Raw genomic sequence first — 23,381 nt, 5'->3', positions numbered from 1 at the left:
ATGTAGATACGAAAAATTAATGTAAAGGGAGATCATCATGACTTATCAGGAAGTATTGGAAAACGCAAGAAAAAAGATGGCGCCTAACTGCAGAGTGTGCAAAGAGTGCAACGGAGTTGTGTGCAAAGGAGAAATACCGGGCACAGGCGGAAAAGGAAACGGAAATGCTTTTAAAATTTGTATTGAATTTCTGGACTCAGTTAAAATAAAGCTGGACACCATTTATAAAAATGAAGGACAGGACACTTCTGTTTCTTTGTTCGGCAGAAACTTCAAATATCCGTTTTTCGCTGCCCCTATTGGCGGAATGAATCTAAACTACAATGGAGCAATAACAGAAGCAGAATACGTTGACGCCGTTGTAAATGGAACAATTGCAGCAGGTGGTGCAGCTTTTACCGGAGACGGACCTAATGACAGTCTGTTCCTTGACAGTCTTCCATATATTAAAGCAGCTGACGGCCAAGCAGTTCCAACAATCAAGCCATGGAAAAATGACAAGGCCCTTGAAAAAATAAAATTGCTGGAAGAAGCAGGAGCAATGGCATTTGCAATGGATATTGACTCCGCAGGTCTTATAAATCTTGCACTTGCCGGAAAACCTGTATCTGCTAAAAGCGTTGAAGAACTTTCAGAGCTTGCTGTATCTACAAATGTTCCTTTCATAGTAAAGGGAGTAATGACAAAAGAAGGAGCATTAAAGGCTCTTGAAGCCGGTGCTTATGGAATAGTTGTTTCATCCCACGGAGGAAGAGTGCTTCAGGATGCACCTGCAACATGTGCAATGCTTCCAGAAATAAAAGAAGCAGTTGGAGACAGGTTGAAAATATTTGTTGACGGTGGAATTCGTTCTGGTGCAGATGTGTTCAAGGCAATAGCTCTTGGAGCAGATGGTGTGCTCATAGGAAGACCGTACGTAATAGCGGCTTTTGGCGGCGGTAAAGAAGGTGTGGAACTTTACACTGAAAAAATCGGCGCTGAATTAAGAGATGTAATGATTATGTCTGGATGTAAAAATATCAGCGACATAACAAGAGACAAAATAATATTGTAAATGAAAGGGGAGAACCTCGTGTTCTCCCGAATATTAGATGTTATTGAAAAAAACGGGCGACACAAAATGTATATCAATAATTTAGCGGTTCATTTTATAATGAACCGTTTTTTTATTGGACGGGCGGATTAATATTGCTGGGGATGTTTTTTATTCAACAGCGGGCGGACACGAGGTCCGCCCCTAGTATAATGAATTAATATCTCACCATGAATTTGAAATCACAGGTTGTAGGGGAGAACCTCGTGTTCTCCCGAATATTAGATGTTATTGAAAAAAACGGGCGACACAAAATGTATATCAATAATTTAGCGGCTCATTTTATAATGAGCCGTTTTTTTATTGGACAGGCGGATTAATATTGCTGGGGATGTTTTTTATTCAACAGCGGGCGGACACGAGGTCCGCCCCTACGGCTATTATTATTTAATGTTTCTGATATTCTCAGGGTATTTGTAATAATAAACTTTTTTGTTATAATGGTGAGTGAAAACTGCTTAATATGTGAATATATATATGAGAGAATAAATGGAGGGTATGATGAATGACGATAATTTAATAAAACTTCTTAAGAAGAATCCCTCCAGGGGACTGTCCTGTGCCATTGAACAGTATGGCGGCCTTGTAAAGACCATAGCTGTGAGGATAATTGGCTATGAAAACCAGCAGGATATTGAGGAATGCGTATCTGATGTGTTTGTTGAACTTTGGAAATCCATAGACAATTACAATAAGGACAAGGGAATTCTTAAAAATTATATAATTTCCATAGCGAGGTTTGTTTGCATTAACAAGTTTAAACGCAAAATGAACCATACAGAAATTATCCCCCTGGAGGAAAGCGGGCTGGAGCTGGATTTTGACATGGATGATGAAGTGTCAGCCATAATAAATAAAAAAATCATAAAAGAAACAATTTACAGTCTGCCTCAGCCTGACAAGGACATTTTCATAAGACGTTACTACTTGTATGAAACTGTGAAGGATATTGCAGAAACTTTAGGGTTGAATGCAAAGATGGTTGAAAACAAATTGTACAGAGGAAAAGAAAATCTTAAGCTCGCTCTTCTTGAAAATGGAATTATAATATAGGAAAGGAAATAGATATGAAAAAAACAGATGATCTTTTTGATGATTTCTCTTTGCATGAAGATATAAATATTCATGAAGAAAATATCACGGAAATTGAACTTGAAAGAATAAAAAAATTGACTTTATCAAAAATAAACTCAAAAAAATCCACAAAAAAGAAATTCATAATTCCTCTTGCTGCGTCTTTTATTTTGGTTCTTTCCTTTGCTGCAGTATTTGCCCAGGGAGGACTTTCAAACATTTATTACAGGCTTTTCGGAGAAAACATAAAGTATGTCAATGACATGGGTACTGTGATTGATAAAAGTTCTACTTCAAACGGAGTAACATTAAATGTTGCAAACATGGTGGGAGATGAGAATTCTTTTTACATCATATTTGAAGTCATAAAGGAAAATGGTGAAAGATTTTCGGAAAATGGAAATATTGAATTTGAAAATCTCAACCTTGACTTTGGAGGATCAGGCGGATACACATGGTATATGACTGAAGACGAAGATCCGGTTGACAACAAGGCCACATTCCTGCTTGTTGGAAATACTGAAAGAAAATCTGCAGGAAAGAAGCTGACGCTTAGGGCCAATAATTTCACTGAATACACAATAGAAAATCCTGCTGCTGATTTTGACACATACGGATTTTTAAAGAGAAATGCAGATTATCAAAATCAAGTTCTTGTAGAAAACAGATACAAGGAATCAATGCGTATACCTAAAGACCCTCAGGCATCGGAAGAAGAACAACAGAAAATAGAATTTATGAACAACATTATTCCTTCACAAATTCTTCCTTACAACAACGATGATATTTACACGGAAGACAACATAGAGGAGAATAAGGGAATAATTGTTGACAACATTGGATTTGCAGAAGGAAAGTTGTGCATAAGAATTTTGAGAGAAGAATACGGGAATTTAAGTCTGGGCGATTTTTATTTTGAGAACAAGGTTGATGCTGATGACAGAAAATACAATGAATATTCTATATCTGAGGAATATGAGGGAAAACAATACGACTACTTCATATTTGACATAAAAAACATGGAAGAACTTGCAAATTATGATTTTGTGTACAACACAATAAACAAGAAGGCCACAACTATGGGAACCTGGGAAGTGACGTTTAAGGCTGACTACAAAAATGCCACCAGGACTTATAATGTAAACAAGATAATTGAAGTAGAAGGAAAAAGGTATTTGATTAAAGAGTTAAAAATTTCACCAATTTCATTGACCGTGAAGCTCAACAACGACATAATCGATAACATAAAAAACAGAGGACACAATTTTTACGGCGCTGTAAGTGTCGTCATGAAAGACGGAAGTACTGTTGAATTGTCAAGCTGGGGCACAAGCACAAGGCCGCTCACATCAACATTAAACACGATTTTTCAAAAGCCTGTTGATGTAAACAACATTAAGTCCGTAATAATTTCTGGAACAGAAGTGACAATTAACAAATAAATGAAACTTTATAAAAAAACCGTGGAAATGTTTTCATGAAATTCATTGAAAATTCAGCGGTTTTTTTGTTGCACTTACCAATCGAAAGTGATAATATTCATTTGGTATCATATTTAGAAAACAATTATTATGGAGAGAAAAATGGTAAAACAGTATTTTCAAGATTTAAGGCTTGAATTCAAGGATTACAACAACAAAAAATTATCACAGGATGTAATGGCGGGACTTACTGTAACAGCTGTGGCGCTGCCATTGGCTCTTGCATTTGGCGTAAGCTCAGGAGCAGGTGCGCCTTCCGGCATTATTTCAGCAATACTTGCAGGAATTGTAATGGGTGGCCTTGCAGGTGCATCTTACCAGGTGTCCGGTCCTACGGGAACAATGATTGCTATTTTAGCTTCAGTCTATGCAAGCTTTGGTTCTGAGGGGATTTTTATAACAGGTTTCATATCCGGTATTTTGCTTTTGCTGGCTGCTGTATTTCATTTCGGAAAACTTGTATCTTTTATTCCGGCACCTGTTATAACAGGGTTTACATCTGGTATTGCAGTCATTATTGCTCTTGGCCAGATTGACAATTTTTTTGGTACAACTTCTGTGGGATCTGACAATATTGAAAAAATATTATCCTATGGAAGACTTGGATTTTCGCCAAACATATATGCAGTTCTAATAGGTGTCTTGGTTATGGCAATCATGATATTCTGGCCTAAGAAATGGAATGCAAAAGTTCCGTCATCACTGGCAGGACTAATAATTGCTCTTGCTTTAAATTGGGTTGTTGGTTTTCCTGTTAAGCTGGTTGGAGAAATACCAAGCACCATATTCCTTGAAAACAGACTTTCCCTGGGAAGCTTGTCTTTGGGAATGGTGTTTAAGCTTTTAAGCCCGGCCCTTAGCGTTGCAATACTGTGCATGATTGAAAGCTTACTATGTGGTGCTTCTGCGGGAAAAATAAAAAATGAGCCTTTAAAAGCTGACAGGGAGCTCATAGCTCAGGGATTAGGGAACATGATCATTCCATTTTTCGGAGGAATACCTGCATCAGCGGTTCTGGCAAGGACAAGCGTTGGACTCAAATCAGGCGGGCAAACAAGAATGGTTTCATTGGTACAGTCAGCAGGACTTCTTTTATCCATGCTTTTCCTGGGAAAGTTTATCTCCAGGATACCAATGGCTGCACTGGCCGGAGTTCTGATGGTAACTGCCTGGCGCATGAACGAATGGAATGAAATAAAATACATATTTGATAAAAAATTTGGGAATGCAATTTTGGAATTTGCAATTACAATGGTTGCAACTGTCATGTTTGACCTTACCATTGCAATTTTAATAGGAGTACTCTTAGGAATCATGACATTTGTTATGAAAAACAGCGATTTGAAAATTGATGTGAGCAAGGTTGACTTGAAGAGAATCAAGGGACATGATGTTGCCGAAGATTGCTCTGATACAATAATTGTGTACCTGACAGGGCCTTTGTTCTTCATTACCAGAGAAAAGCTAGAGCAGTTGGTTGAACATTCAATAGAGGCTGAAAACATGATAATATCCATGAGAGCTGTAACCAGTATAGATGAGTCAGCAATCATTGAATTTAAGGAAGTTGTAAATAAAATATCCAAAATAGGGACAAAAATGATGTTTTGCGGTGTTCAGGACAATGTAAAAGAAATGTTTGACCAGTCAGGATTTACTGATATCATAGGAGAAGAGTGCTTCTTCTGGGATGCAATTGAAGCATTCAGATACTTAAACATAATACAAACTGAAAAAATAGCCATATAATAAATGTTTGAAATATAAAAGCGGAATTATCAACATGATATTTCCGCTTTTTATTCTTTTGATTTCATATGATCAATCCGCTTTCTTAGTCTTCTTCCTGCTTAAGTCCTCTTTCATGCAATTCACATTCCTTTTGAATGCATTTGCTGTCAACATTGTATATGCATGTAATAGTACCGCATTTTCTAAAATTGATTTTTGCAACAACATCTCTTATATCTTTCACCTGTATACTCATATTAAAACCTCCTATATTTGATTTGATAATTCATTATAGCATCAAAAATGCAACTTGTAAATATAAAAATGCAAAAAAATATAAAAAAATTTGAGGAAAAGCATTTAAATGGGACAAAAATGCAATTTATTAATCAAGTCGTTCATAAAATGCAAGTTGTTCTGCAAGAATTACAAAAAAAGAATTTTAAAGAATTGCAAGGAGGCTGCAATAAATGTCAATTTTGCTGATAAATAAAAAAAGGCCTCCCGTAAGGAAGGCACAGACTATTGATAAACCCTGACGCTGTCATCCTGAACGATAGTGAAGGATCTCATCTTTGCTGAAAACATGAGATTCTTCGAGCTACGCTCTAAGAATGACAACATCCTATTACGTTGTCATGAAACTGAACCTTCTTAAGGAAGGCACAAGTTCATGTTACAAAAGTAATTTTTAATTTATTATTGCAAGAATCACAAAGTTTGCTATGAACAACAATGTGGAAACTATTAAAATCGGGTGAACTTCTTTTATTTGACCTTTAATCAGTTTAATGAGGCAGTAAAAAATGAAGCCTGCAGCTATACCGTAAGAGATGCTGTATGAAAAACCCATGAATACTGATGCAAAGAATGCCGGAATTGCTTCCTCCAGGTCTTCCCAGTTGATTTTTGTGAATGATGACATCATCATAACTCCAACTATTATAAGAACAGGAGAAGTTGCAGCTGTAGGAACTATTCCTGCTATAGGAGCTATCAATATGCATGAAAGGAATAGCAGGGCAGTAACTACGCTTGTGAGTCCTGTTCTGCCGCCTGCTCCGATTCCAGCAGCGCTTTCAACGTATGTTGTTGTATTGGAAGTTCCGAATATTGCTCCGATGGATGTTGCTATGGCATCTGCAAAAAGAGCTTTATCCATTTTGGATTTAAATCCTGTGCTTGTTTCAAGAGATTTCTGATCTTCTTCGCTGAATATTCCGCTTCTTCTTCCTGTTCCTATAAATGTTCCTATGGTATCAAACGTGTCAGACAGACTGAATGCAAATATTGTCATCAATACCAGAGGTATTCTTGAAGGATCTGAGAAAAGAGACTGCATTCCTTTAGGCCCAAATGCCGCCCCAAATGTAGTTCCAAGATCTGCAAATGAAGAGGTTATGCTGTTTGAAGACATGGACAGTGAAGATAAATTAACAACTCCAAAAGGAATTCCTATAAGTGTTGTTGCTACTATACTTATAAGTATTGCTCCTTTTGCATTCATTACAAGAAGAAAAACCAATATGACAAGGCCTATGAGTGCCAGTTGTGTAGCAGGATTTGTAAAATCAACAAGTGCTGGAATAATTCCTCCGTTTGTAACAACAGAGAATATGCTGCTGTATGTTCCATCTGCAGCAAAGGTCTGACCGTTAACTGAGATTATGTTTGCAGATTCTGAAGTGAACTGAACCATTTCTGCTCCCTTGATTCCGATGTATGCTATGAATATTCCTATTCCTCCGCTTATGGCGTTTTGAAGGCTTTCAGGTATTGATTTTATTATACTTTTTCTTATTTTTGTAACAGTGATGAAGATGTTTAATAATCCGCATATGAATACAAGAGCCAGTGCCTGTTCCCATGTAAATCCAAGAGCAAACACAACGGTGTATGTGAAGAATGCATTAAGTCCCATACCGGGCGCCTGAGCATATGGCACGTTGGCAAACAATCCCATGATGAGAGTTCCTATGACTGAAGCTATGATAGTTGACAGGAACACTGCCTGAGAAGGCATTCCTGTGGCAGATAATATTGCCGGATTCACAAAGATGATGTATGACATTGCAAAAAATGTTGTTAGGCCGGCAAAAATTTCTGTAGAGACATTTGTGCCGTTTTCCTTAAGTTTAAAATACTTTTCCATAAATTCCTCCTATAGTTGTTTTGGGAATTAATATTAACCACTAATGTTCACTATTTCCAAATATCATTTAGAAATACATATAAATAATACTCATAATATAAAAAGCGAATAGATAAAATCTACTCGCATCATATACAATAGTGAACCAATCAATAGTCAAACAATTTACGGCTGTTTGGTAGAAACTCTGGAACCATATTTTCCATATTATATTGATGCTAATATTTAATTTCGACTATAATATTATAGCTGTAAATAACACAATAAGCAATATGTTTTTAAAGTGAGTACATTTTAATAATTTGGAATAAAATCACAAAAGAATTTACAGGATTTACTGTAAAAATGTATTGACAAGGGTGGGTTAGGTGGGTATAATTATAAAAATTATGAAAAAGCTGTGACGGAGACAAAAATACTGGCAGATAACTTTAGAGAGCCGATGGTTGGTGAAAATCGGTGTTATAAGTATAATGATCACTCCCAAGCTTCCTGGCTGACATGTAGGCCGGGACGTATGCCTGCGTTATAGGGATAAAGTTTATATGACTTGATTGAGGCGATTATATCGCGAACCAGGGTGGTACCACGAAAAGACCTTTCGTCCCTGAACACATGATATGTGTTCAGAGACGAGAGGTTTTATTTATTTTGGACCATATATCAGTTTATTATTTTAAAATATATTAAATCAGGAGGAAATTATGAGAAGTGATCAAGTAACAAAAGGAGTTCAACAGGCGCCGCATCGCTCTCTTTTTAATGCTTTGGGGCATACAAAGGAAGAAATGAACAAGCCGTTGATAGGAATTGTAAGTTCATACAATGAAATAGTTCCGGGACACATGAACCTGGACAAGATTGTTGATGCAGTCAAATTGGGAGTTGCAATGGCAGGAGGAACACCGGTAGTGTTCCCGGCAATAGCAGTGTGTGATGGAATTGCCATGGGACATGAAGGAATGAAGTATTCTCTTGTTACAAGAGATCTGATTGCTGATTCAACAGAAGCAATGGCAATGGCCCATTGTTTTGACGGACTTGTAATGGTTCCTAACTGTGATAAAAACGTGCCGGGACTGTTAATGGCAGCTGCAAGAGTTAATATTCCAACAATTTTTGTAAGCGGTGGTGCAATGCTTGCAGGAAGAGTTAAAAACAATAAGACAAGTCTTTCAAGTCTGTTTGAGGCCGTTGGAGCATACAATGCAGGAAAAATTTCCATGGAAGAAGTTGAAGAATACGAGCAGAAGGCATGCCCCACATGCGGATCATGCTCAGGCATGTACACAGCAAACAGCATGAACTGTCTTACTGAAGCACTGGGAATGGGACTTAAAGGAAACGGAACAATTCCAGCTGTATATTCTGAAAGAATAAGACTTGCAAAACACGCAGGCATGAAAATAATGGAGCTTGTTGAAAAAGACATCAAGCCAAAAGACATAATGACAAAAGATGCATTCATGAACGCCCTGGCAGTGGACATGGCCTTGGGCTGCAGCACAAACAGCATGCTTCACCTTCCGGCCATAGCTCATGAGGCAGGAGTGGAGTTGAATCCTGAAATTGCAAACGAAGTGAGCGCAAAGACACCTAACCTGTGCCACCTGGCACCTGCAGGTCACACATACATTGAAGATCTGAACGAAGCAGGGGGAGTTTATGCTGTAATGAATGAGCTTAACAAAAAAGGTCTTCTTAAAACAGACCTCATTACCTGCACCGGAAAGACAATTGCAGAAAACATAGAAGGATGCGTAAACCTGGACCCTGAAGTAATCAGGCCAATAGAAAATCCATTCAGCCAGACAGGCGGAATTGCAGTTCTCAAAGGAAATCTTGCGCCTGATACATGTGTTGTAAAACGCTCGGCTGTAGCACCTGAAATGCTTGTTCACCAGGGACCTGCAAGAGTTTTCGACTGTGAAGAAGATGCCATAAATGCAATTAATCAAGGATTGATTGTTGCAGGAGACGTTGTTGTCATCCGCTACGAGGGACCAAAGGGAGGACCGGGAATGAGAGAAATGCTCAATCCTACTTCTGCAATAGTTGGAAGAGGTCTTGGAAGCAGCGTTGCCCTCATAACTGACGGACGTTTCTCAGGAGCCACAAGAGGAGCATCAATCGGACACGTATCTCCTGAAGCTGCAGTCGGAGGAAACATAGCTCTTGTTCAAGAAGGTGACATCATCAAAATAGACATGCTCAAAAACACAATTGACTTTGAAGTGTCTGATGAAGAACTAAAAAAGAGAAGAGAAAACTGGCAGCCTAGAGAACCAAGAATAACAACAGGCTACCTGTCAAGATACAGGGCACTTGTTACATCAGGAAACAGAGGAGCAGTGCTTGAAGTTCCAAAAATAAAATAATAAATAAGCATCAATTTTGATGCTCAGGTTGATGACAAATTTGTTCAATATTGTAAGGGAGACTACTGTCCTCCCGCATGTACAAATTCATTTATATAATAACAACGGGCGTATACAAGATACGCCCCTACGTTGTGAGGGAAATTAGTTTTGTCAATATTCTGAGCATCGATTTCGATGCTTTTTTTTATGCTGTTTTGCCATAAAAATTCGGTTGCTCTTTTATTGTTTTAATTTATGTGTTATATTGTTATCAATAAATGTTTAAGGAGTCTATATGCATAAAATATTAATTGTTGAAGATGACTTGGTTATAGCTTCATCTGTTAAAAATCATATAAAATCCTGGGGTTGCGAAGCAATGTGTGTCGATGATTTTGAAAATGTATTGTCTATTTTTGCATCATACTCACCTCATCTGGTTCTTATGGACATTTCACTTCCTTTTTACAACGGTTATCACTGGTGCAGCGAAATTCGAAGAATATCAAAGGTGCCCATTATTTTTATTTCATCTGCATCAGACAACATGAATATTGTAATGGCCATGAACATGGGTGGAGATGATTTTATTTCAAAACCATTTGACCTCAATGTTCTTACAGCAAAGGTGCAGGCAATGCTTCGCCGTACATATGATTTTGCAGGGCAGACAAATCTTTTGGAGCACAAGGGGGCAATACTTAACACAGGGGATACAAGTCTCACATATAAGGGAACAAAAGTAGAGCTTACAAAAAATGATTTCAAAATACTGCAGTTTCTCATGGAAAACAAGGGAAAAACCGTGAGCCGTGATGCATTGATGACAAGACTTTGGGAAACTGACTGTTATGTGGATGAAAACACGCTTACAGTAAATGTTACAAGGCTCAGAAAAAAGCTGGATGCTGCAGGTCTTACGGAGTTCATACTAACAAGGAAAGGAATAGGGTACATAGTGGAATAAATGAAAACAATTAATCTATTCAGCGCTTATCTTATGCAGCATAAAAAATCAGCAGCATTTTTTGCATTGTTTGCTGCTGTATTTGCTGTGGAGTTTTATCTGTACGGGTTGCCACTGGATGCAGTGGTGTATGGCTTTGTCCTTTGCTCTTTTTTCGGATTTATAGCTCTGGCCTATGACTTTTTAGTATTTTATAAAAAAATAAATGCTCTGGAGGATATTAAACACCGAATAACTCTTTCTCTTGATGAGCTGCCTGAACCTAAAAATCTCATGGAAAGGGAATATTTTGAACTGCTGATTGCAGTACACGAGGACAAAATAAGAAAGATTACAACCATGGACAATTCGAGAAAAGAAATTGCTGATTACTATACTCTGTGGGCTCATCAGATAAAAACACCGATTTCAGCCATGAGGCTATTGCTGCAGTCGGAAGAAGACATAAATCCAGATGAGATTTCCATGGAACTTTTTAAGATAGAACAATATGTGGCCATGGTTCTTCAATACATCCGTCTTGACAGCAGCTCTACAGATTTTGTCATAAAAGAATACGACCTTGATGATATAGTCAGACAGGCTGTAAGAAAATATGCGAAAGTGTTCGTTCACAAAAAGCTTAAGCTTGAATTTTCAGAACTTAAAAGTACAGTTCTCACTGATGAAAAGTGGCTGTTATTTGTGATTGAACAAATATTGTCCAACTCTCTTAAGTACACCGTAAGAGGCGGAATATCAATATATACAGAAGGAAGCGAACACAAAATTCTCGTTATTGAAGATACGGGGATAGGAATAAAAGAAGAGGACCTTCCACGGGTTTTTGAAAACGGATTTACAGGATACAACGGAAGGGAAGACAAAAAATCTACGGGCATAGGTTTGTATCTTTGCAGAAAAATTTTAACAAAGCTTTCACACAAAATACAAATTGAATCTCAGGCAGGAAGAGGAACAAGGGTTATCATAAATTTTGAAAACATTAAAGTGGAAGTTGAATAGCTAACCTTTCAGAAATGTAAGGTTGCTTATGAAAATGAAAGGTAAATCAATTTCTGAATTTTAAAGTGCTTGATATACTGTTGCTATATTAATTAATTCAGGAGGTCAATATGGCAATTTTAGAGGTAAATAACCTTAAAAAAATTTATACTTCACGTTTTGGAACAAATCATGTGCAAGCTCTTTCAAATGTGTCTTTTTCTGTTGAAAATGGTGAATATGTTGCAATAATGGGAGAATCAGGTTCGGGAAAGACAACACTTTTGAATATTCTTGCTGCCCTTGACAAATCTACGGGCGGAGAGGTTTTATTAAACGGCAAAAATCTTGCTTCAATTAAGGAAAGTGAAATTTCTGCATTTCGTCGTGACAACCTTGGCTTTGTTTTTCAGGACTTCAACTTGTTGGACACATTTTCCATGCAGGACAACATATTTCTTCCGCTTGTTCTGGCAGGAAAAACCTATGATGAAATGAATGGCAAACTTAGAGTAATAGCTGAAAAACTTGGAATTTCAGACATACTTTCAAAATATCCATATGAGGTGTCAGGAGGACAAAAGCAAAGGGCTGCAGTGGCAAGGGCACTGATTACCGAACCAAAGCTTATATTAGCAGACGAACCTACAGGCTCCCTGGATTCCCATGCTACAGACGGCCTGCTCCGTTTGTTTGATGAAATCAATGAAGAAGGGCAGACAATACTCATGGTTACTCACAGCACAAAGGCTGCTAGCCACGCAAAAAGGGTGCTGTTCATTAAGGATGGGGAAGTGTTCCATCAAATTTACAAGGCTTCTCAAACAACAGAAGAAATGTATCAGAAAATTTCAAACACACTTACAATGATAGCAACTGGCGGTGGAAAAAATGAATAAGCATTTTTTTCCTAGACTGGCTCTTATAAACATAAGGAAAAACGGTAAGTTTTATGTACCGTACATGATAACATGTATCAGCACTGTTGCCATGTTTTACATTATGCGCATGATTTCATTGAATGAAGGAATTGAAAACATGCCCGGGTCATATTCTGTGGTGACAATACTCATGCTGGGAACAATAGTAATAGGGATATTTTCAGTTATATTTCTGTTTTATACAAACAGTTTCCTCATGAAGAGGCGAAAAAAGGAAATCGGCCTTTACAATATTCTTGGAATGGAAAAGAAGCACATTGCAAAGATACTTTTTTATGAGACATTATTTATTGGAACCGCCACAATATCAGTTGGTCTTATGTGTGGAATTTTGTTCAGCAAGCTGATATTCATGCTGTTATTCAAAATTTTGCACTTCACCATACCGCTAGGATTTTTTGTGAGCAAGGTTTCAATTGTCACAACATCTGTATTGTTCTGGGGAATTTTTTTATTAAACCTTTTATACAACCTAATGCAGATTCATTCGTCAAATCCTATTGACTTGCTTAAGGGAAGCAGCACAGGGGAAAAAGAGCCCAAATCCAAAAATATTCTTGCACTGCTTGGCATTGCTGCAACAGGTGCAGGATATTATATAGCGCTTGTAACGAAATCACCTCTAAGTGCCATGTACCTGTTTTTCATAACTGTGGTGCTTGTAATAATCGGTACGTACTGTCTCTTTACTGCAGGAAGCATAATGATTTTAAAGCGCTTAAAACAAAACAAAAATTATTATTACAGGACCAAAAACTTCACATCCATATCCGGAATGATTTACAGAATGAAGCAAAATGCCGTTGGACTGGCTAATATCTGCATACTTTCAACTGCAGTGCTGGTTATGGTATCAACAACGGTGGCACTTTACATGGGTGTGGATGAACAGCTGGAAAACCGCTGCCCCAACGATGTGACCATTACATTGGGAAACCCTAAAGACAGTGAACCCGGAGAAATTAAGGACATAGTGAATAAGAATGCTCAAAAGCTGGGCAGGAACATAAGCAACATGTTTGATTACCAGTACCTGGAGTTCTATGCGGAAAGAGATGGCGACAGATTTATTACGGACGGGTTAAACAGTGTTACAAGCACAAATATTTCGGATTTGTACTTTATAACAACTGAGCAGTACAAAAAAATAACCGGAGAAGATGTGTCTTTGAAAGACCGGGAGGTACTTTTCTACAGCTGCAGTAAAAATAAAACAGATTCATTCACACTTTTTGACAACAATTACAATGTAAAAAATAATCTTGATGAATTTCCAATAAAAGAGGATTATACTGCAGTCTTTGTAGATGTTTACTACATAGTGGCAGAAGAAAATGATGTGGAGGAAATATATGAAAAGCAGCTAAGTGAGTTCAAGGATGATGCTGCAAAGTATTCTTATTATGCTGCCTTTGATGTCGACGGCTCAAAGGATGAAAAAAAGGCCTTTGCCGATTCCATATACAGAGACTTCACCGGTTCAAAGGAAGAAATCGTAGATTTTAGATTTGAAAGCAAGCAAGGTCTGGAAGAAGAATTTTATGCCATGATAGGAGGATTTTTGTTTTTAGGAATATTCCTAGGGCTTTTATTCCTCTCTGCAACAGTCCTGATAATTTACTACAAACAAATTTCAGAGGGATATGATGACAGGGAAAGGTTTGAAATCATGCAAAAGGTGGGAATGAGCAGAAGTGAAGTTAAGATATCCATAAAAAGCCAGATAATAAAGGTGTTTTTTCTTCCCCTGGCCATGGCCATTGTTCACATAGCTGCAGCATTTAAAATGATAACCAGACTGTTACTGCTGTTCAATTTAACAAATGTATGGCTTTTTGCAATTTGCACAGCCGTAACCATAGCAGTCTTTGCAGTGATTTACTTTATTGTGTACACACTCACTGCAAGAGTTTATTATAAGATTGTTCAGTAACAAAAATACCGCATTTGATATTTCTATTTCAGAAAATGTCAGTGCGGTATTTTATTAGGATAAACTTCTTTTCATATTTTAGTTAGTAAATATCTGTGTCCAATATGGAGTTCCGTTTGAGTTTACTGCATAACCAACTCCTATTTTTGAAAAGTTAGTTGATAAAATATTTGCTCTGTGCCCTGGAGAATTCATCCATGCTGTTACAACAGCCTCCGGAGTTTTTTGACCTGAAGCTATGTTTTCACCCCAAGCAGACCATTTAATTCCAAATTTCGTCAACATGTCTCCTGCACTTCCATATGTGGGTGACTGATGAGCAAAGTAATTGTTGGCTGCCATATCTTTTGATTTTGTTCTGGCAACATTAGATACTGATTGATCAAATGTAAGTGCTGATAAGCCAGCCTTTTGTCTTTCAATGTTCACAAGTTCTGCTACTTTTTGCTCATAAGATAAATTTGACGAAGAAACTGTATTGCTTGGTGTTGTTGCAGCTGTTGAAGGTGCAGCAGGCTGAGTTGCAACAGGTGCTGCCGGCTGAGTTACAGCTGGTGTTGTTGCAGGTTTAGCCGCTGGTGCAGTAGTTGCCGGCTTAGTTGCAACAGGTGTCGCAGGCTGAGTTACAGCAGGTGTTGTTGCTGCAGGCTTAGCTGCCACTGGCTGTGTTGCAGTTGGTTTAGCTGCTTCAGGAGCAGTTGTTTTCTCCGTTGAAGCTGGCTTTTGAACTGCAGTTGTTGTTTTGTTTAAAACTGTATTCCAGTCTATTGAATTTAAATCCATTTCTTGTCCGTTTACAGTCAGCTTGTACTGTTTTACGTTAGAGTTGCTTGTTATTCCCTTCAGCAAGTTGCTAAGATCATAGTTGAATGTCTTTTCGCAGTCTGTTGTAGTTGCAGCAAATGCTGATGTTGATGACAAAGCTAAAGCTGCTGTCAAAGTTAATGCTATAATTTTCTTTTTCATAATTCACTCCTATTTAGTCTTTAGATTTTTTAGGAAGAGGGCACGCCCTGCTTCTTTGGAAATTTTAGAACTTGTTAATGAGTTTTTCGTCATAAGGAATTATAGCATGTACTTGTTTTAAAAAAAACAATCAATAACTTCATTAAATGCCAATTGTGACAATTATATTACACATTTTTGCATTTAGAAAAATATATAACAATAAAAATGTAAATCAGTGGAAAATTTATGAAAATTGTGTATAATAAGAATAGATTTATTACAGCCATTGGATTAATGGTAAATAAATGGTATGATGTTTTTAAGATTTTCAATTAAGACTTGACAATAATTTGGATTTATATTATCATTCCTTTTATAAATACATATTAACATAACTGTGAAGGAAACAAAGTAACAATTTGGTTACAAAACAGAGAGTGAGTCGGCTGGTGAAAGATTCTCAGAACAAAGTGTGAAATACAGTTCCGGAGTTACTGCTATGCAGCGGGTTGTCTGACCGTTAATTCAGAAGAGGCAAGAAATTTTTTGCGAATTAAGGTGGTACCACGGGTTATCTCGTCCTTTCAGGAGAGATAGCCCTTTTATTATTCAGTAAAGGACAATTAAAGTTTAAGGAGGAGGAATAATATGGAAAAAAGAAATGTTTTTGATGTTTTGCAAGAAAGAGGATATATTGAACAGTGTACTCATGAAGAAGAAATAAGAGAATTGCTTGGAAAGGAATCAGTTACATTTTATATAGGTTTTGACCCTACGGCCGACAGCCTTCACATTGGCCACTATATTCAAATAATGGTAATGTCCATAATGCAGCAGCACGGACACAGACCAATTGCTCTTTTAGGCGGCGGAACTACAATGATTGGAGACCCAAGCGACAGAACAGGTATGCGCTCAATAATGACACAGGAAATAATAGCGCGCAATGCTGAAAACTTCAAGAAAGTTTTCGAAAAATTTCTTGATTTTTCAGAAGGAAAGGCCATAATGGACAACAACGCTGAGTGGCTTTTACCTTTGAATTACCTGGATTTCATGAGAGAAGTAGGTGTTCACTTTTCTGTAAACAGAATGCTTGCTGCAGATTGCTACAAAAACAGAATGGAGCAGGGACTCACATTTTTTGAATTTGGATACATGCTTATGCAAAGCTATGACTTCTATGTATTGAACCAGAAATATAACTGTAAGATGCAGTTTGGCGGAAACGACCAGTGGTCAAACATCATAGGAGGAGTTGAACTTACAAGAAAGAAAGCCGGAGAACAGGTTTATGGAATGACATTCTCACTTCTTACAAACAGTGAAGGCAAGAAGATGGGCAAGACTGAAAAGGGTGCTTTGTGGCTGGACAGAAACAAAACAACACCATATGAGTTTTACCAGTACTGGAGAAACATTGGTGATGCTGATGTTGAAAAATGTCTGGCACTATTGACTTTCCTCCCTATGGATGAAGTAAGACGCCTTGGTGCATTGGAAGGTTCTGAAATAAACAAAGCCAAGGAAATATTGGCATATGAAGTTACAAAACTCATACATTCTGAAGAAGATGCCATCAATGCTCAGGAAGCAGCAAGAGCATTGTTTGGAAAAGGAACAGAATCAGAAAATATGCCTACAACTGAAGTTACAAAAGAAGAGCTTGGAGAAGGAATGTCAGTAATAGACATGATGACTACAGCAAATCTTATTAAGACTAAGAGTGAAGGAAGAAGACTCATTGAGCAGTCAGGAGTTACAGTAAACGATGTTGTAGTAAGTGACGTTAATGCAGTATTAACATTAGCTGATTTTGAAGACGAAAAACTTATAATCAAAAAAGGCAAGAAAGTATACCACAGAATTAAATTAGTTTAATATAATGAAGCGATCCCTTTGGGGTCGTTTTTTGCTTAAAAAATTATTAATACTTTAAGGAAATTATGGTAAAATATTTAGGTACTATAAAATGATAGGAGTGATTATGTGCTAAACAAACAGGTAATTGAAGATACACTGAATGCTGCTTTGACAACCGGCGGCGATTTTGCAGAAGTATATGTTGAAGACAGGACAAACAACGGCATTGTAATGATTGGCGGAAAAGTTGAAAGCACTATGACAGGAAGAGATTACGGCGTTGGCATCCGCATATTCAAGGGATTTAACAGCGTTTATGCATACACAAACAAATCTGACAGAGATTCTTTAATATCAACAGCAAAAAAAGCAGCAGCAGCCATAGAAGGAAAACAGGGCACTACAGCATTAAGTTTAAACATGACACAAAATGAAAATATAAATGTAATACATATTGATCCAAACACAATTGAAAAAACAAGAAAGGTTCAGCTAATGCGCCGTGCCTACGATACAGCGTTCAACTATGATGATCTTATAACACAGGTTACAGTAAGTTACATGGACTACAATCAGGACATAATGGTTGCAAATTCAGAAGGATTGTGGAAAGAAGACAAACGTGTAAGAACACGTCTTGCAATTTCATCCGTGGCCAGCAAAAATGGAGAAATGCAGTCAGGATTTTTCGGGCCTGGAGCTAGCAAGGGCTACGAATTTTATGAAAACCTTGACGTTGAAAAATATGCAAAAGAAGCATCACGCATTGCCGTAACCATGGTAAATGCTAAATACAGCCCAAGCGGAAAAATGCCTGTAATAATAGACAACGGCTTTGGTGGAGTAATATTCCATGAAGCTTGCGGCCATGGTCTTGAAGCAACATCAGTTGCCAAGGGTTTATCTGTATTTTCAGACAAAGTAGGTCAAAAAATTGCTTCGCCGCTTGTTACAGCAATTGATGACGGAACAATACCAAACGAGTGGGGTTCATTCAACATTGATGATGAAGGAACACCTTCCCACAGAAATGTGTTGATTGAAAACGGAATATTGAAAGGTTACATGATTGATAAGCTGAACGCAAGAAGAATGAACATGGACATAACCGGCTCAGGAAGAAGGCAGTCCTACAGATACGCTCCTACTTCAAGGATGTCCAACACATTCATAGACAACGGAAAATCTTCACCTGAAGAAATAATCGCCAACACGGAAAAAGGCATTTATGCTAAATACATGGGAGGCGGAAGTGTAAATCCGAGCACAGGAGAGTTTAACTTTGCCGTAATGGAAGGATACATTGTGGAAAACGGAAAAATCAAGGATCCTGTAAGAGGTGCAACGCTAATAGGTAAGGGAACTGACATACTGAACAAAATTGACATGGTTGGAAACAACATGACACACGGACAGGGAATGTGCGGCTCAGTAAGCGGAAGCATTCCTACAAATGTAGGCCAGCCCATGATAAGAGTTTCTGAAATAACCGTAGGCGGAAGGGAAGGTGAAAAATAATGGATATGAAAATGCTCATTGATAAAATATTTGCTGAAGGAAAAAAACAAGGCATAAATGACATGGAAGTTTTTTATTCAGCAGGAAGCAGCCTTTCTCTCAAGGTATTTCAAAAGGAACTTGACGGCTACAGTTTGTCTGAAAGTGAAGGTCTGGGGCTTAGAGGAATGTACAACAGTAAAATGGGATATTCCTACACTGAAAAGGTTGATGAAACTTCCATAGATTTACTTGTTAAAAATATTAAGGAAAATGCCACTGTAATAGATTCAGACGATGAAGAATATATTTTTGAAGGGTCAAAGGAATACAAAAAAGTAGACACATTCAATCCTAAACTTGAAGAAGTGGAAGAAGCTGAAAAAATAAAGTTTGTAAAACAGCTTGAAGAAGAAGCTTTTAAAATCGACAACAGAATACAATCAGTGGAAACATGCGTATACGGCGACGGCTACGGCGAAACCATAATGTCAAACACAAAGGGTCTGTACCTTCACGACAAGAGCAACATTGCCTACACATACGTGGTGGTGGTTGCAAAAGAAAACGAAGACATTAAAACAGGCATGGCATACCGCACCGGCAATGATTTTTCCAAATTCAACCCCAAGGAAATTGCAGAGGAAGCAGTAAAAGAAGCATTGTCAATGCTTGGAGCAAAGTCTGTGAAGTCAGGAGACTACCCAGTAGTAATAAGAAACAATGCAGCTGCAGATTTATTGGAAGCATTTGAAGGAATTTTCTCAGCGGAAAATGTGCAGAAAAATCTGTCCCTGCTGAAAGGGAAATTAAATGAACAAATAGGAAGCGAAAAGTTCACGCTTGTTGATGATCCTTTCATGGAGGGAGGATTGGCTTCAAGATCATTCGACGGAGAAGGTGTTGCCAGCAAGTACAAGAAAGTTGTTGACAAGGGTGTTTTGAAAACATACTTCCACAATTTGAAGACTGCAAAAAAAGACGGAGTTGAAACCACTGGAAATGCAAGCAAATCTTCTTACAAATCATCTGTGGGCATAGCTCCTTCAAATCTTTATGTTGAAAAGGGAGAAAAAACTCTTGAAGAAATAATTTCTTCCATGGACAAGGGAATTTTAATAACGGAACTTCAAGGACTTCATTCAGGACTGAATTCTGTATCAGGAGATTTTTCACTGGCAGCCCTTGGTTATGAAATAAAGGACGGAAAAATTGCCAAGGCAGTTGAACAGATAACAGTGGCCGGAAATTACTTCGAACTCCTTAAAAATATAGAAGAAACAGGATCGGACCTGAAATTTGGTCTTCCAGGAGAAGCATATATAGGCTCTCCTTCTTTGAAAATCAAGAAGCTTGCCATAGCAGGTGAATAAGAAATCAAAATAAAAAAACAATCCAATTGGATTGTTTTTTTATTAATCTGTTTTTTCTCGTTCGTTGAATAATAAAGTTATGCAGTAAAGTCCAGCTAATCCAACAAGTCCATATACTATTCTGCTGAATATAGCTGTCTGGCCTCCGAATATAGCAGCAACCAGATCAAATTGAAACAATGCTATCAGCCCCCAGTTTATGGCTCCTATTATGACTAGCACCAAGGCAAATTTATCCATGGGCAATCCTCCTTATTTAATATAATGTTATTGTTTCAATAAATTTCTATATTATGCATATATTTTAAAACAATGATTTTTAAATCAATTATTTAACATATATTTCTATGGTGAATATAATAATTACAAAATGCATATTAATTGAGGAGGTTTTTATTAATGGATAATTGCAGGACTGAAAATATAGTTGAAGCAAATGAAAACACAAACATTCAATGTGACAGAAGGCCGCCGGTTGTTCCGGTTCTTCCGGTATCACCGGTATTGGGTGCACGCGGCGGAATAGATTCTTCATTGTTGTTTTTCTTTTTACTGCTTGTTTGCATAGTATGCCAAAGCGACTGCGGAATAGAAATGGATACACTTCTTTGGTTCTTCCTGCTTTTGGTTGTAATATACAACATGTATGATTAATAAAAAAGAGGCTGTTGTCTCAATTTTTGAAAATTAAATGGTATAGCCTCTTACTAAGGAATTAGCATAAAATCCTCAATACTTACTTATTTTTAATGTAAGATTTGAGGATTTTATGATTTTTGAGTACTAAAATAATAGTATTTCACTTAATGACAATGCGAGTAATAGACTTTTTTACTGGCTATTAAAAAATATGCTTAATTAATCAATAAAGTAAAAAAGTAAATAATGCAATATTCTCAGCTTATTATTTGTTGTTGTCATTTTTGTTCTCACAAATAAATTCATGATGTTCTACAACTTTGATATCTGGATTTTTGCCGCATAATGAGCAGTCAGGATTCTTATTTACTGTAAAAATATCAAGCTCAAAGTTTAAAGCATCAAACATAAGCAGCTTATTCTTAAGGGTTTCTCCCTTTCCTGTAATCAATTTTATTGCTTCAGCTGCTTCCATAAATCCCATAATTCCCGGAACAGGCCCCAAGGTTCCAGTTTCTGCACATGACAAACCGCTGCCGGCTGCATTCATGTATATGCAGCGGTAACAATGACCTTCATCGGGAATGATGGTTGTGTTTATACCGTTGAATCGCAGCACACCTGCTTCAATCATAGGTTTTTTGGCAAAGTAGCATGCATCATTTATGAGGTAACGGGCCGAAATATTATCAACCCCTGAAATTACAACATCATAATCTTTTATTAACTCTGTTACATTGTCTGAATTCAAAGGCATATTGTAAGCAATTATTTCTGTGTGAGGATTAACATTGTTCAGAAATATTTTTGCTGATTCCACTTTTGACATTCCAATGCGTGAAACACTGTGAAGTATTTGCCTGTTAAGATTGCTTATTTCAACGGTATCATAATCTATTATGCCTATGGTGCCTACACCGACCATGGCTAATGAAAATGCTGCAGGAGAGCCAAGACCTCCTGCCCCCACAATGAGTATTTTGCAAGCGGATAATTTTTTTGCATCATCTGATGTAATTTCATGATTATTGTCATATAATTTGTTTATATAATAATCACATTTATTTTCAGAAGAATTGATTTCCATTGACATTATGTCAAAATACAGCGGTTTTTTTTGTGCTTCACCAATATTAAGGCAAAGTTTAACAGCTTCAATTGAACAGAGTGAACCCGATACTGAAGCTGCAACTGCATTTAGATTTTTAGGGAATGTTCTGTCAGTTTCTTCATTAATTGATTTGTCAGATAAAATTCCTGCGAACAATTTCAAATCATCCATATTGGTAAAAGTCTGCAATATTATCTTCCATTTTTCATGAATAGAAATTATCATAGGAGAAAAATCAATTTTATTTATGATTTTTTTCAGCAAACATAAATCTCCTGAAAAAATGTTTAATATGAATCCTGTATTTCCCAACTTGTCGGTATGTTTATGATTTATAAATTCTTGTTCATCAATTAGTTCTATTATAACCTCATCATTAAAGTCTCGAATTCTATGAAATAACTCATCATACCCATCATCATTTTCAAAACAGCAAAACATTCTGACTATTCCTGAGGCTGCAAGGTAAAAAATCAAAGGAGATAAGAGTTCAACAGATTCCCCATATATATATACTGCAGATTCCAACAATTTTTTTTGACCCTTGCCGCCTATTTCAGGCATTATTATATGTCTCATATATCGGTTGATTTGTTCTTTTTTTAGTATCATATTAACCTCTTTGATCTATAGTCATCAATTGCATTGTGAAGAGCATCGGCAGCAATATTGGAGCACTGCAATTTTTGAGGAGGAAGTCCGCCCAGTTCTTCCGAGACAGCTTCATTTGATATTGCCATTGCCTGGTCAATTGTCTTGCCTTTTGCCATTACAGTAATCATACTGCTGGCAGCTATGGCAGCACCACAACCAAAGGCTTTGAACATGACATCAGTAAGAATATCGTTATTAACCTTTATATAAATTGTTATCCTGTCCCCATCTGCGGGATTGCCTATATGACCAATGCCATCTGCATCTTTTATCTCACCGGCATTTCTTGGATCTGAAATATGATCTAAAGCTATATCATTATACATAACTGCCTCCTTTATTTGTTCAGCAACATATACTATACATTTCCTATATGTTTAATATGAATATTATATTACCGACCTTTTTATAAGTCAAATATAACAGAGCATGGAGTATAAAAAAAATAAATTTCACATAAATATGATTATTTTATGAAAAATTTAGTATTAAATGTAATGAATACAAATATGGAAGTTTGTAAGAGATTATATACTGTCATAAACAATGTAGTTAAGAAATTAGTGTAACGCCTGTTTTT

Annotated in this window: 19 protein-coding genes, 1 riboswitch and 2 other annotated features; of the genes, 13 read left to right on the top strand and 6 right to left on the bottom strand. The window is 37.1% G+C overall.

The genetic code is table 11. The features are described from left to right. Positions 1 to 37 precede the first annotated feature (37 nt). The 4 genes from LY60_RS05755 (at position 38) to LY60_RS05740 (ending at position 5,397) form a co-directional block, all read left to right on the top strand. Positions 38 to 1,054 (top strand): alpha-hydroxy-acid oxidizing protein, encoded by a 1,017-nt coding sequence (locus LY60_RS05755; RefSeq protein WP_145081234.1) that lies wholly within the window; start codon positions 38 to 40, stop codon positions 1,052 to 1,054. A 540-nt stretch (positions 1,055 to 1,594) separates the two neighbouring features. Next, a complete protein-coding gene (locus LY60_RS05750) occupies positions 1,595 to 2,146 on the top strand; it encodes a sigma-70 family RNA polymerase sigma factor (protein ID WP_212633454.1) in 552 nt (183 codons plus the stop codon). A gap of 14 nt (positions 2,147 to 2,160) precedes the next feature. Next, a complete protein-coding gene (locus LY60_RS05745) occupies positions 2,161 to 3,609 on the top strand; it encodes a DUF4179 domain-containing protein (RefSeq protein WP_145081228.1) in 1,449 nt (482 codons plus the stop codon). A 141-nt stretch (positions 3,610 to 3,750) separates the two neighbouring features. Next, positions 3,751 to 5,397: a SulP family inorganic anion transporter gene (locus tag LY60_RS05740; RefSeq protein ID WP_145081225.1), complete on the top strand. Its 1,647-nt coding sequence runs from the start codon at positions 3,751 to 3,753 to the stop codon at positions 5,395 to 5,397. Between the two features lie 85 nt (positions 5,398 to 5,482). Here the strand turns inward: LY60_RS05740 and LY60_RS18000 are convergent, their stop codons facing one another. Next, positions 5,483 to 5,635: a hypothetical protein gene (locus tag LY60_RS18000; protein ID WP_019230538.1), complete on the bottom strand. Its 153-nt coding sequence runs from the start codon at positions 5,633 to 5,635 to the stop codon at positions 5,483 to 5,485. 435 nt (positions 5,636 to 6,070) lie between these two features. After that, complete coding sequence (locus LY60_RS05735) at positions 6,071 to 7,531, bottom strand: NCS2 family permease (protein WP_145081222.1); 1,461 nt, start codon at positions 7,529 to 7,531, stop codon at positions 6,071 to 6,073. Positions 7,532 to 7,664: 133 nt separating this feature from the next. Further along, positions 7,665 to 7,766, bottom strand: a riboswitch (purine riboswitch). Positions 7,767 to 7,922: 156 nt separating this feature from the next. Next, positions 7,923 to 8,143 (top strand) — a binding site (T-box leader). A 92-nt stretch (positions 8,144 to 8,235) separates the two neighbouring features. Between LY60_RS05735 and ilvD the strand changes: the two genes are divergently transcribed. From ilvD to LY60_RS05710, 5 genes are all read left to right on the top strand, one after another. Continuing rightward, positions 8,236 to 9,909 carry a dihydroxy-acid dehydratase gene (ilvD, locus tag LY60_RS05730; RefSeq protein WP_019230536.1) on the top strand — a complete coding sequence of 558 codons (1,674 nt, stop codon included), beginning with the start codon at positions 8,236 to 8,238 and terminating at the stop codon, positions 9,907 to 9,909. A gap of 277 nt (positions 9,910 to 10,186) precedes the next feature. Continuing rightward, the gene (locus tag LY60_RS05725; RefSeq protein WP_145081218.1) at positions 10,187 to 10,858 is read left to right on the top strand and encodes a response regulator transcription factor; all 672 of its coding nucleotides are present in this window, start codon (positions 10,187 to 10,189) and stop codon (positions 10,856 to 10,858) included. Next, on the top strand, positions 10,859 to 11,863 hold the full coding sequence (locus tag LY60_RS05720) for a sensor histidine kinase (RefSeq protein WP_145081215.1): 1,005 nt from the start codon (positions 10,859 to 10,861) through the stop codon (positions 11,861 to 11,863). Between the two features lie 110 nt (positions 11,864 to 11,973). Then, positions 11,974 to 12,741: an ABC transporter ATP-binding protein gene (locus tag LY60_RS05715; RefSeq protein ID WP_145081212.1), complete on the top strand. Its 768-nt coding sequence runs from the start codon at positions 11,974 to 11,976 to the stop codon at positions 12,739 to 12,741. Then, a complete protein-coding gene (locus LY60_RS05710) occupies positions 12,734 to 14,716 on the top strand; it encodes an FtsX-like permease family protein (protein ID WP_145081209.1) in 1,983 nt (660 codons plus the stop codon). Before LY60_RS05715 ends, LY60_RS05710 begins: the two co-directional genes overlap by 8 nt. A gap of 78 nt (positions 14,717 to 14,794) precedes the next feature. Here LY60_RS05710 and LY60_RS05705 read toward each other — a convergent pair whose 3' ends face one another. Beyond that, the gene (locus tag LY60_RS05705) at positions 14,795 to 15,682 is read right to left on the bottom strand and encodes a CAP domain-containing protein (RefSeq protein WP_246145383.1); all 888 of its coding nucleotides are present in this window, start codon (positions 15,680 to 15,682) and stop codon (positions 14,795 to 14,797) included. Positions 15,683 to 16,052: 370 nt separating this feature from the next. After that, positions 16,053 to 16,251, top strand: a binding site (T-box leader). Between the two features lie 61 nt (positions 16,252 to 16,312). Here LY60_RS05705 and tyrS point away from each other — a divergent pair. From tyrS to LY60_RS05690, 3 genes are all read left to right on the top strand, one after another. After that, the gene (tyrS, locus tag LY60_RS05700; protein WP_145081205.1) at positions 16,313 to 17,545 is read left to right on the top strand and encodes a tyrosine--tRNA ligase; all 1,233 of its coding nucleotides are present in this window, start codon (positions 16,313 to 16,315) and stop codon (positions 17,543 to 17,545) included. Between the two features lie 108 nt (positions 17,546 to 17,653). Continuing rightward, positions 17,654 to 19,045, top strand: coding sequence for a TldD/PmbA family protein (locus LY60_RS05695; protein ID WP_145081202.1), 1,392 nt, complete (start codon positions 17,654 to 17,656; stop codon positions 19,043 to 19,045). Continuing rightward, complete coding sequence (locus tag LY60_RS05690; RefSeq protein ID WP_145081199.1) at positions 19,045 to 20,397, top strand: TldD/PmbA family protein; 1,353 nt, start codon at positions 19,045 to 19,047, stop codon at positions 20,395 to 20,397. Before LY60_RS05695 ends, LY60_RS05690 begins: the two co-directional genes overlap by 1 nt. A gap of 42 nt (positions 20,398 to 20,439) precedes the next feature. Here LY60_RS05690 and LY60_RS05685 read toward each other — a convergent pair whose 3' ends face one another. After that, a complete protein-coding gene (locus LY60_RS05685) occupies positions 20,440 to 20,637 on the bottom strand; it encodes a DUF378 domain-containing protein (RefSeq protein WP_145081195.1) in 198 nt (65 codons plus the stop codon). A 159-nt stretch (positions 20,638 to 20,796) separates the two neighbouring features. On the opposite strand from LY60_RS05685, the gene LY60_RS05680 reads away from it, so the two are divergent. Next, positions 20,797 to 21,051: a hypothetical protein gene (locus LY60_RS05680; protein WP_145081192.1), complete on the top strand. Its 255-nt coding sequence runs from the start codon at positions 20,797 to 20,799 to the stop codon at positions 21,049 to 21,051. 250 nt (positions 21,052 to 21,301) lie between these two features. Here the strand turns inward: LY60_RS05680 and LY60_RS05675 are convergent, their stop codons facing one another. Both LY60_RS05675 and LY60_RS05670 read right to left on the bottom strand, forming a co-directional pair. After that, complete coding sequence (locus LY60_RS05675) at positions 21,302 to 22,759, bottom strand: HesA/MoeB/ThiF family protein (RefSeq protein ID WP_145081189.1); 1,458 nt, start codon at positions 22,757 to 22,759, stop codon at positions 21,302 to 21,304. Further along, a complete protein-coding gene (locus LY60_RS05670) occupies positions 22,756 to 23,127 on the bottom strand; it encodes an iron-sulfur cluster assembly scaffold protein (protein WP_145081186.1) in 372 nt (123 codons plus the stop codon). The genes LY60_RS05675 and LY60_RS05670 overlap by 4 nt, the downstream gene beginning before the upstream one ends. Between the last annotated feature and the right edge of the window lie 254 nt (positions 23,128 to 23,381).

The sequence above is a fragment of the Sedimentibacter saalensis genome (assembly GCF_007830175.1).
In the GTDB taxonomy this organism is placed as follows: Bacteria; Bacillota; Clostridia; order Tissierellales; family Sedimentibacteraceae; genus Sedimentibacter; species Sedimentibacter saalensis.
Note: the sequence above shows the minus strand (reverse complement) of the source record. Positions and strands in the feature narration are given on the sequence as shown.

Coding starts and splice junctions, on each gene's coding strand:
- LY60_RS05745 (WP_145081228.1), top strand. CDS start 2,161: ATGAAAAAAACAGATGATCTTTTTGATGATTTCTCTTTGCATGAAGAT.
- LY60_RS05715 (WP_145081212.1), top strand. CDS start 11,974: ATGGCAATTTTAGAGGTAAATAACCTTAAAAAAATTTATACTTCACGT.
- LY60_RS05705 (WP_246145383.1), bottom strand. CDS start 15,682: ATGAAAAAGAAAATTATAGCATTAACTTTGACAGCAGCTTTAGCTTTG.
- LY60_RS05670 (WP_145081186.1), bottom strand. CDS start 23,127: ATGTATAATGATATAGCTTTAGATCATATTTCAGATCCAAGAAATGCC.
- LY60_RS05750 (WP_212633454.1), top strand. CDS start 1,595: ATGAATGACGATAATTTAATAAAACTTCTTAAGAAGAATCCCTCCAGG.
- LY60_RS05685 (WP_145081195.1), bottom strand. CDS start 20,637: ATGGATAAATTTGCCTTGGTGCTAGTCATAATAGGAGCCATAAACTGG.
- ilvD (WP_019230536.1), top strand. CDS start 8,236: ATGAGAAGTGATCAAGTAACAAAAGGAGTTCAACAGGCGCCGCATCGC.
- LY60_RS05690 (WP_145081199.1), top strand. CDS start 19,045: ATGGATATGAAAATGCTCATTGATAAAATATTTGCTGAAGGAAAAAAA.
- LY60_RS05725 (WP_145081218.1), top strand. CDS start 10,187: ATGCATAAAATATTAATTGTTGAAGATGACTTGGTTATAGCTTCATCT.
- LY60_RS05755 (WP_145081234.1), top strand. CDS start 38: ATGACTTATCAGGAAGTATTGGAAAACGCAAGAAAAAAGATGGCGCCT.
- LY60_RS05720 (WP_145081215.1), top strand. CDS start 10,859: ATGAAAACAATTAATCTATTCAGCGCTTATCTTATGCAGCATAAAAAA.
- LY60_RS05710 (WP_145081209.1), top strand. CDS start 12,734: ATGAATAAGCATTTTTTTCCTAGACTGGCTCTTATAAACATAAGGAAA.
- LY60_RS05680 (WP_145081192.1), top strand. CDS start 20,797: ATGGATAATTGCAGGACTGAAAATATAGTTGAAGCAAATGAAAACACA.
- tyrS (WP_145081205.1), top strand. CDS start 16,313: ATGGAAAAAAGAAATGTTTTTGATGTTTTGCAAGAAAGAGGATATATT.
- LY60_RS05735 (WP_145081222.1), bottom strand. CDS start 7,531: ATGGAAAAGTATTTTAAACTTAAGGAAAACGGCACAAATGTCTCTACA.
- LY60_RS05740 (WP_145081225.1), top strand. CDS start 3,751: ATGGTAAAACAGTATTTTCAAGATTTAAGGCTTGAATTCAAGGATTAC.
- LY60_RS05675 (WP_145081189.1), bottom strand. CDS start 22,759: ATGATACTAAAAAAAGAACAAATCAACCGATATATGAGACATATAATA.
- LY60_RS18000 (WP_019230538.1), bottom strand. CDS start 5,635: ATGAGTATACAGGTGAAAGATATAAGAGATGTTGTTGCAAAAATCAAT.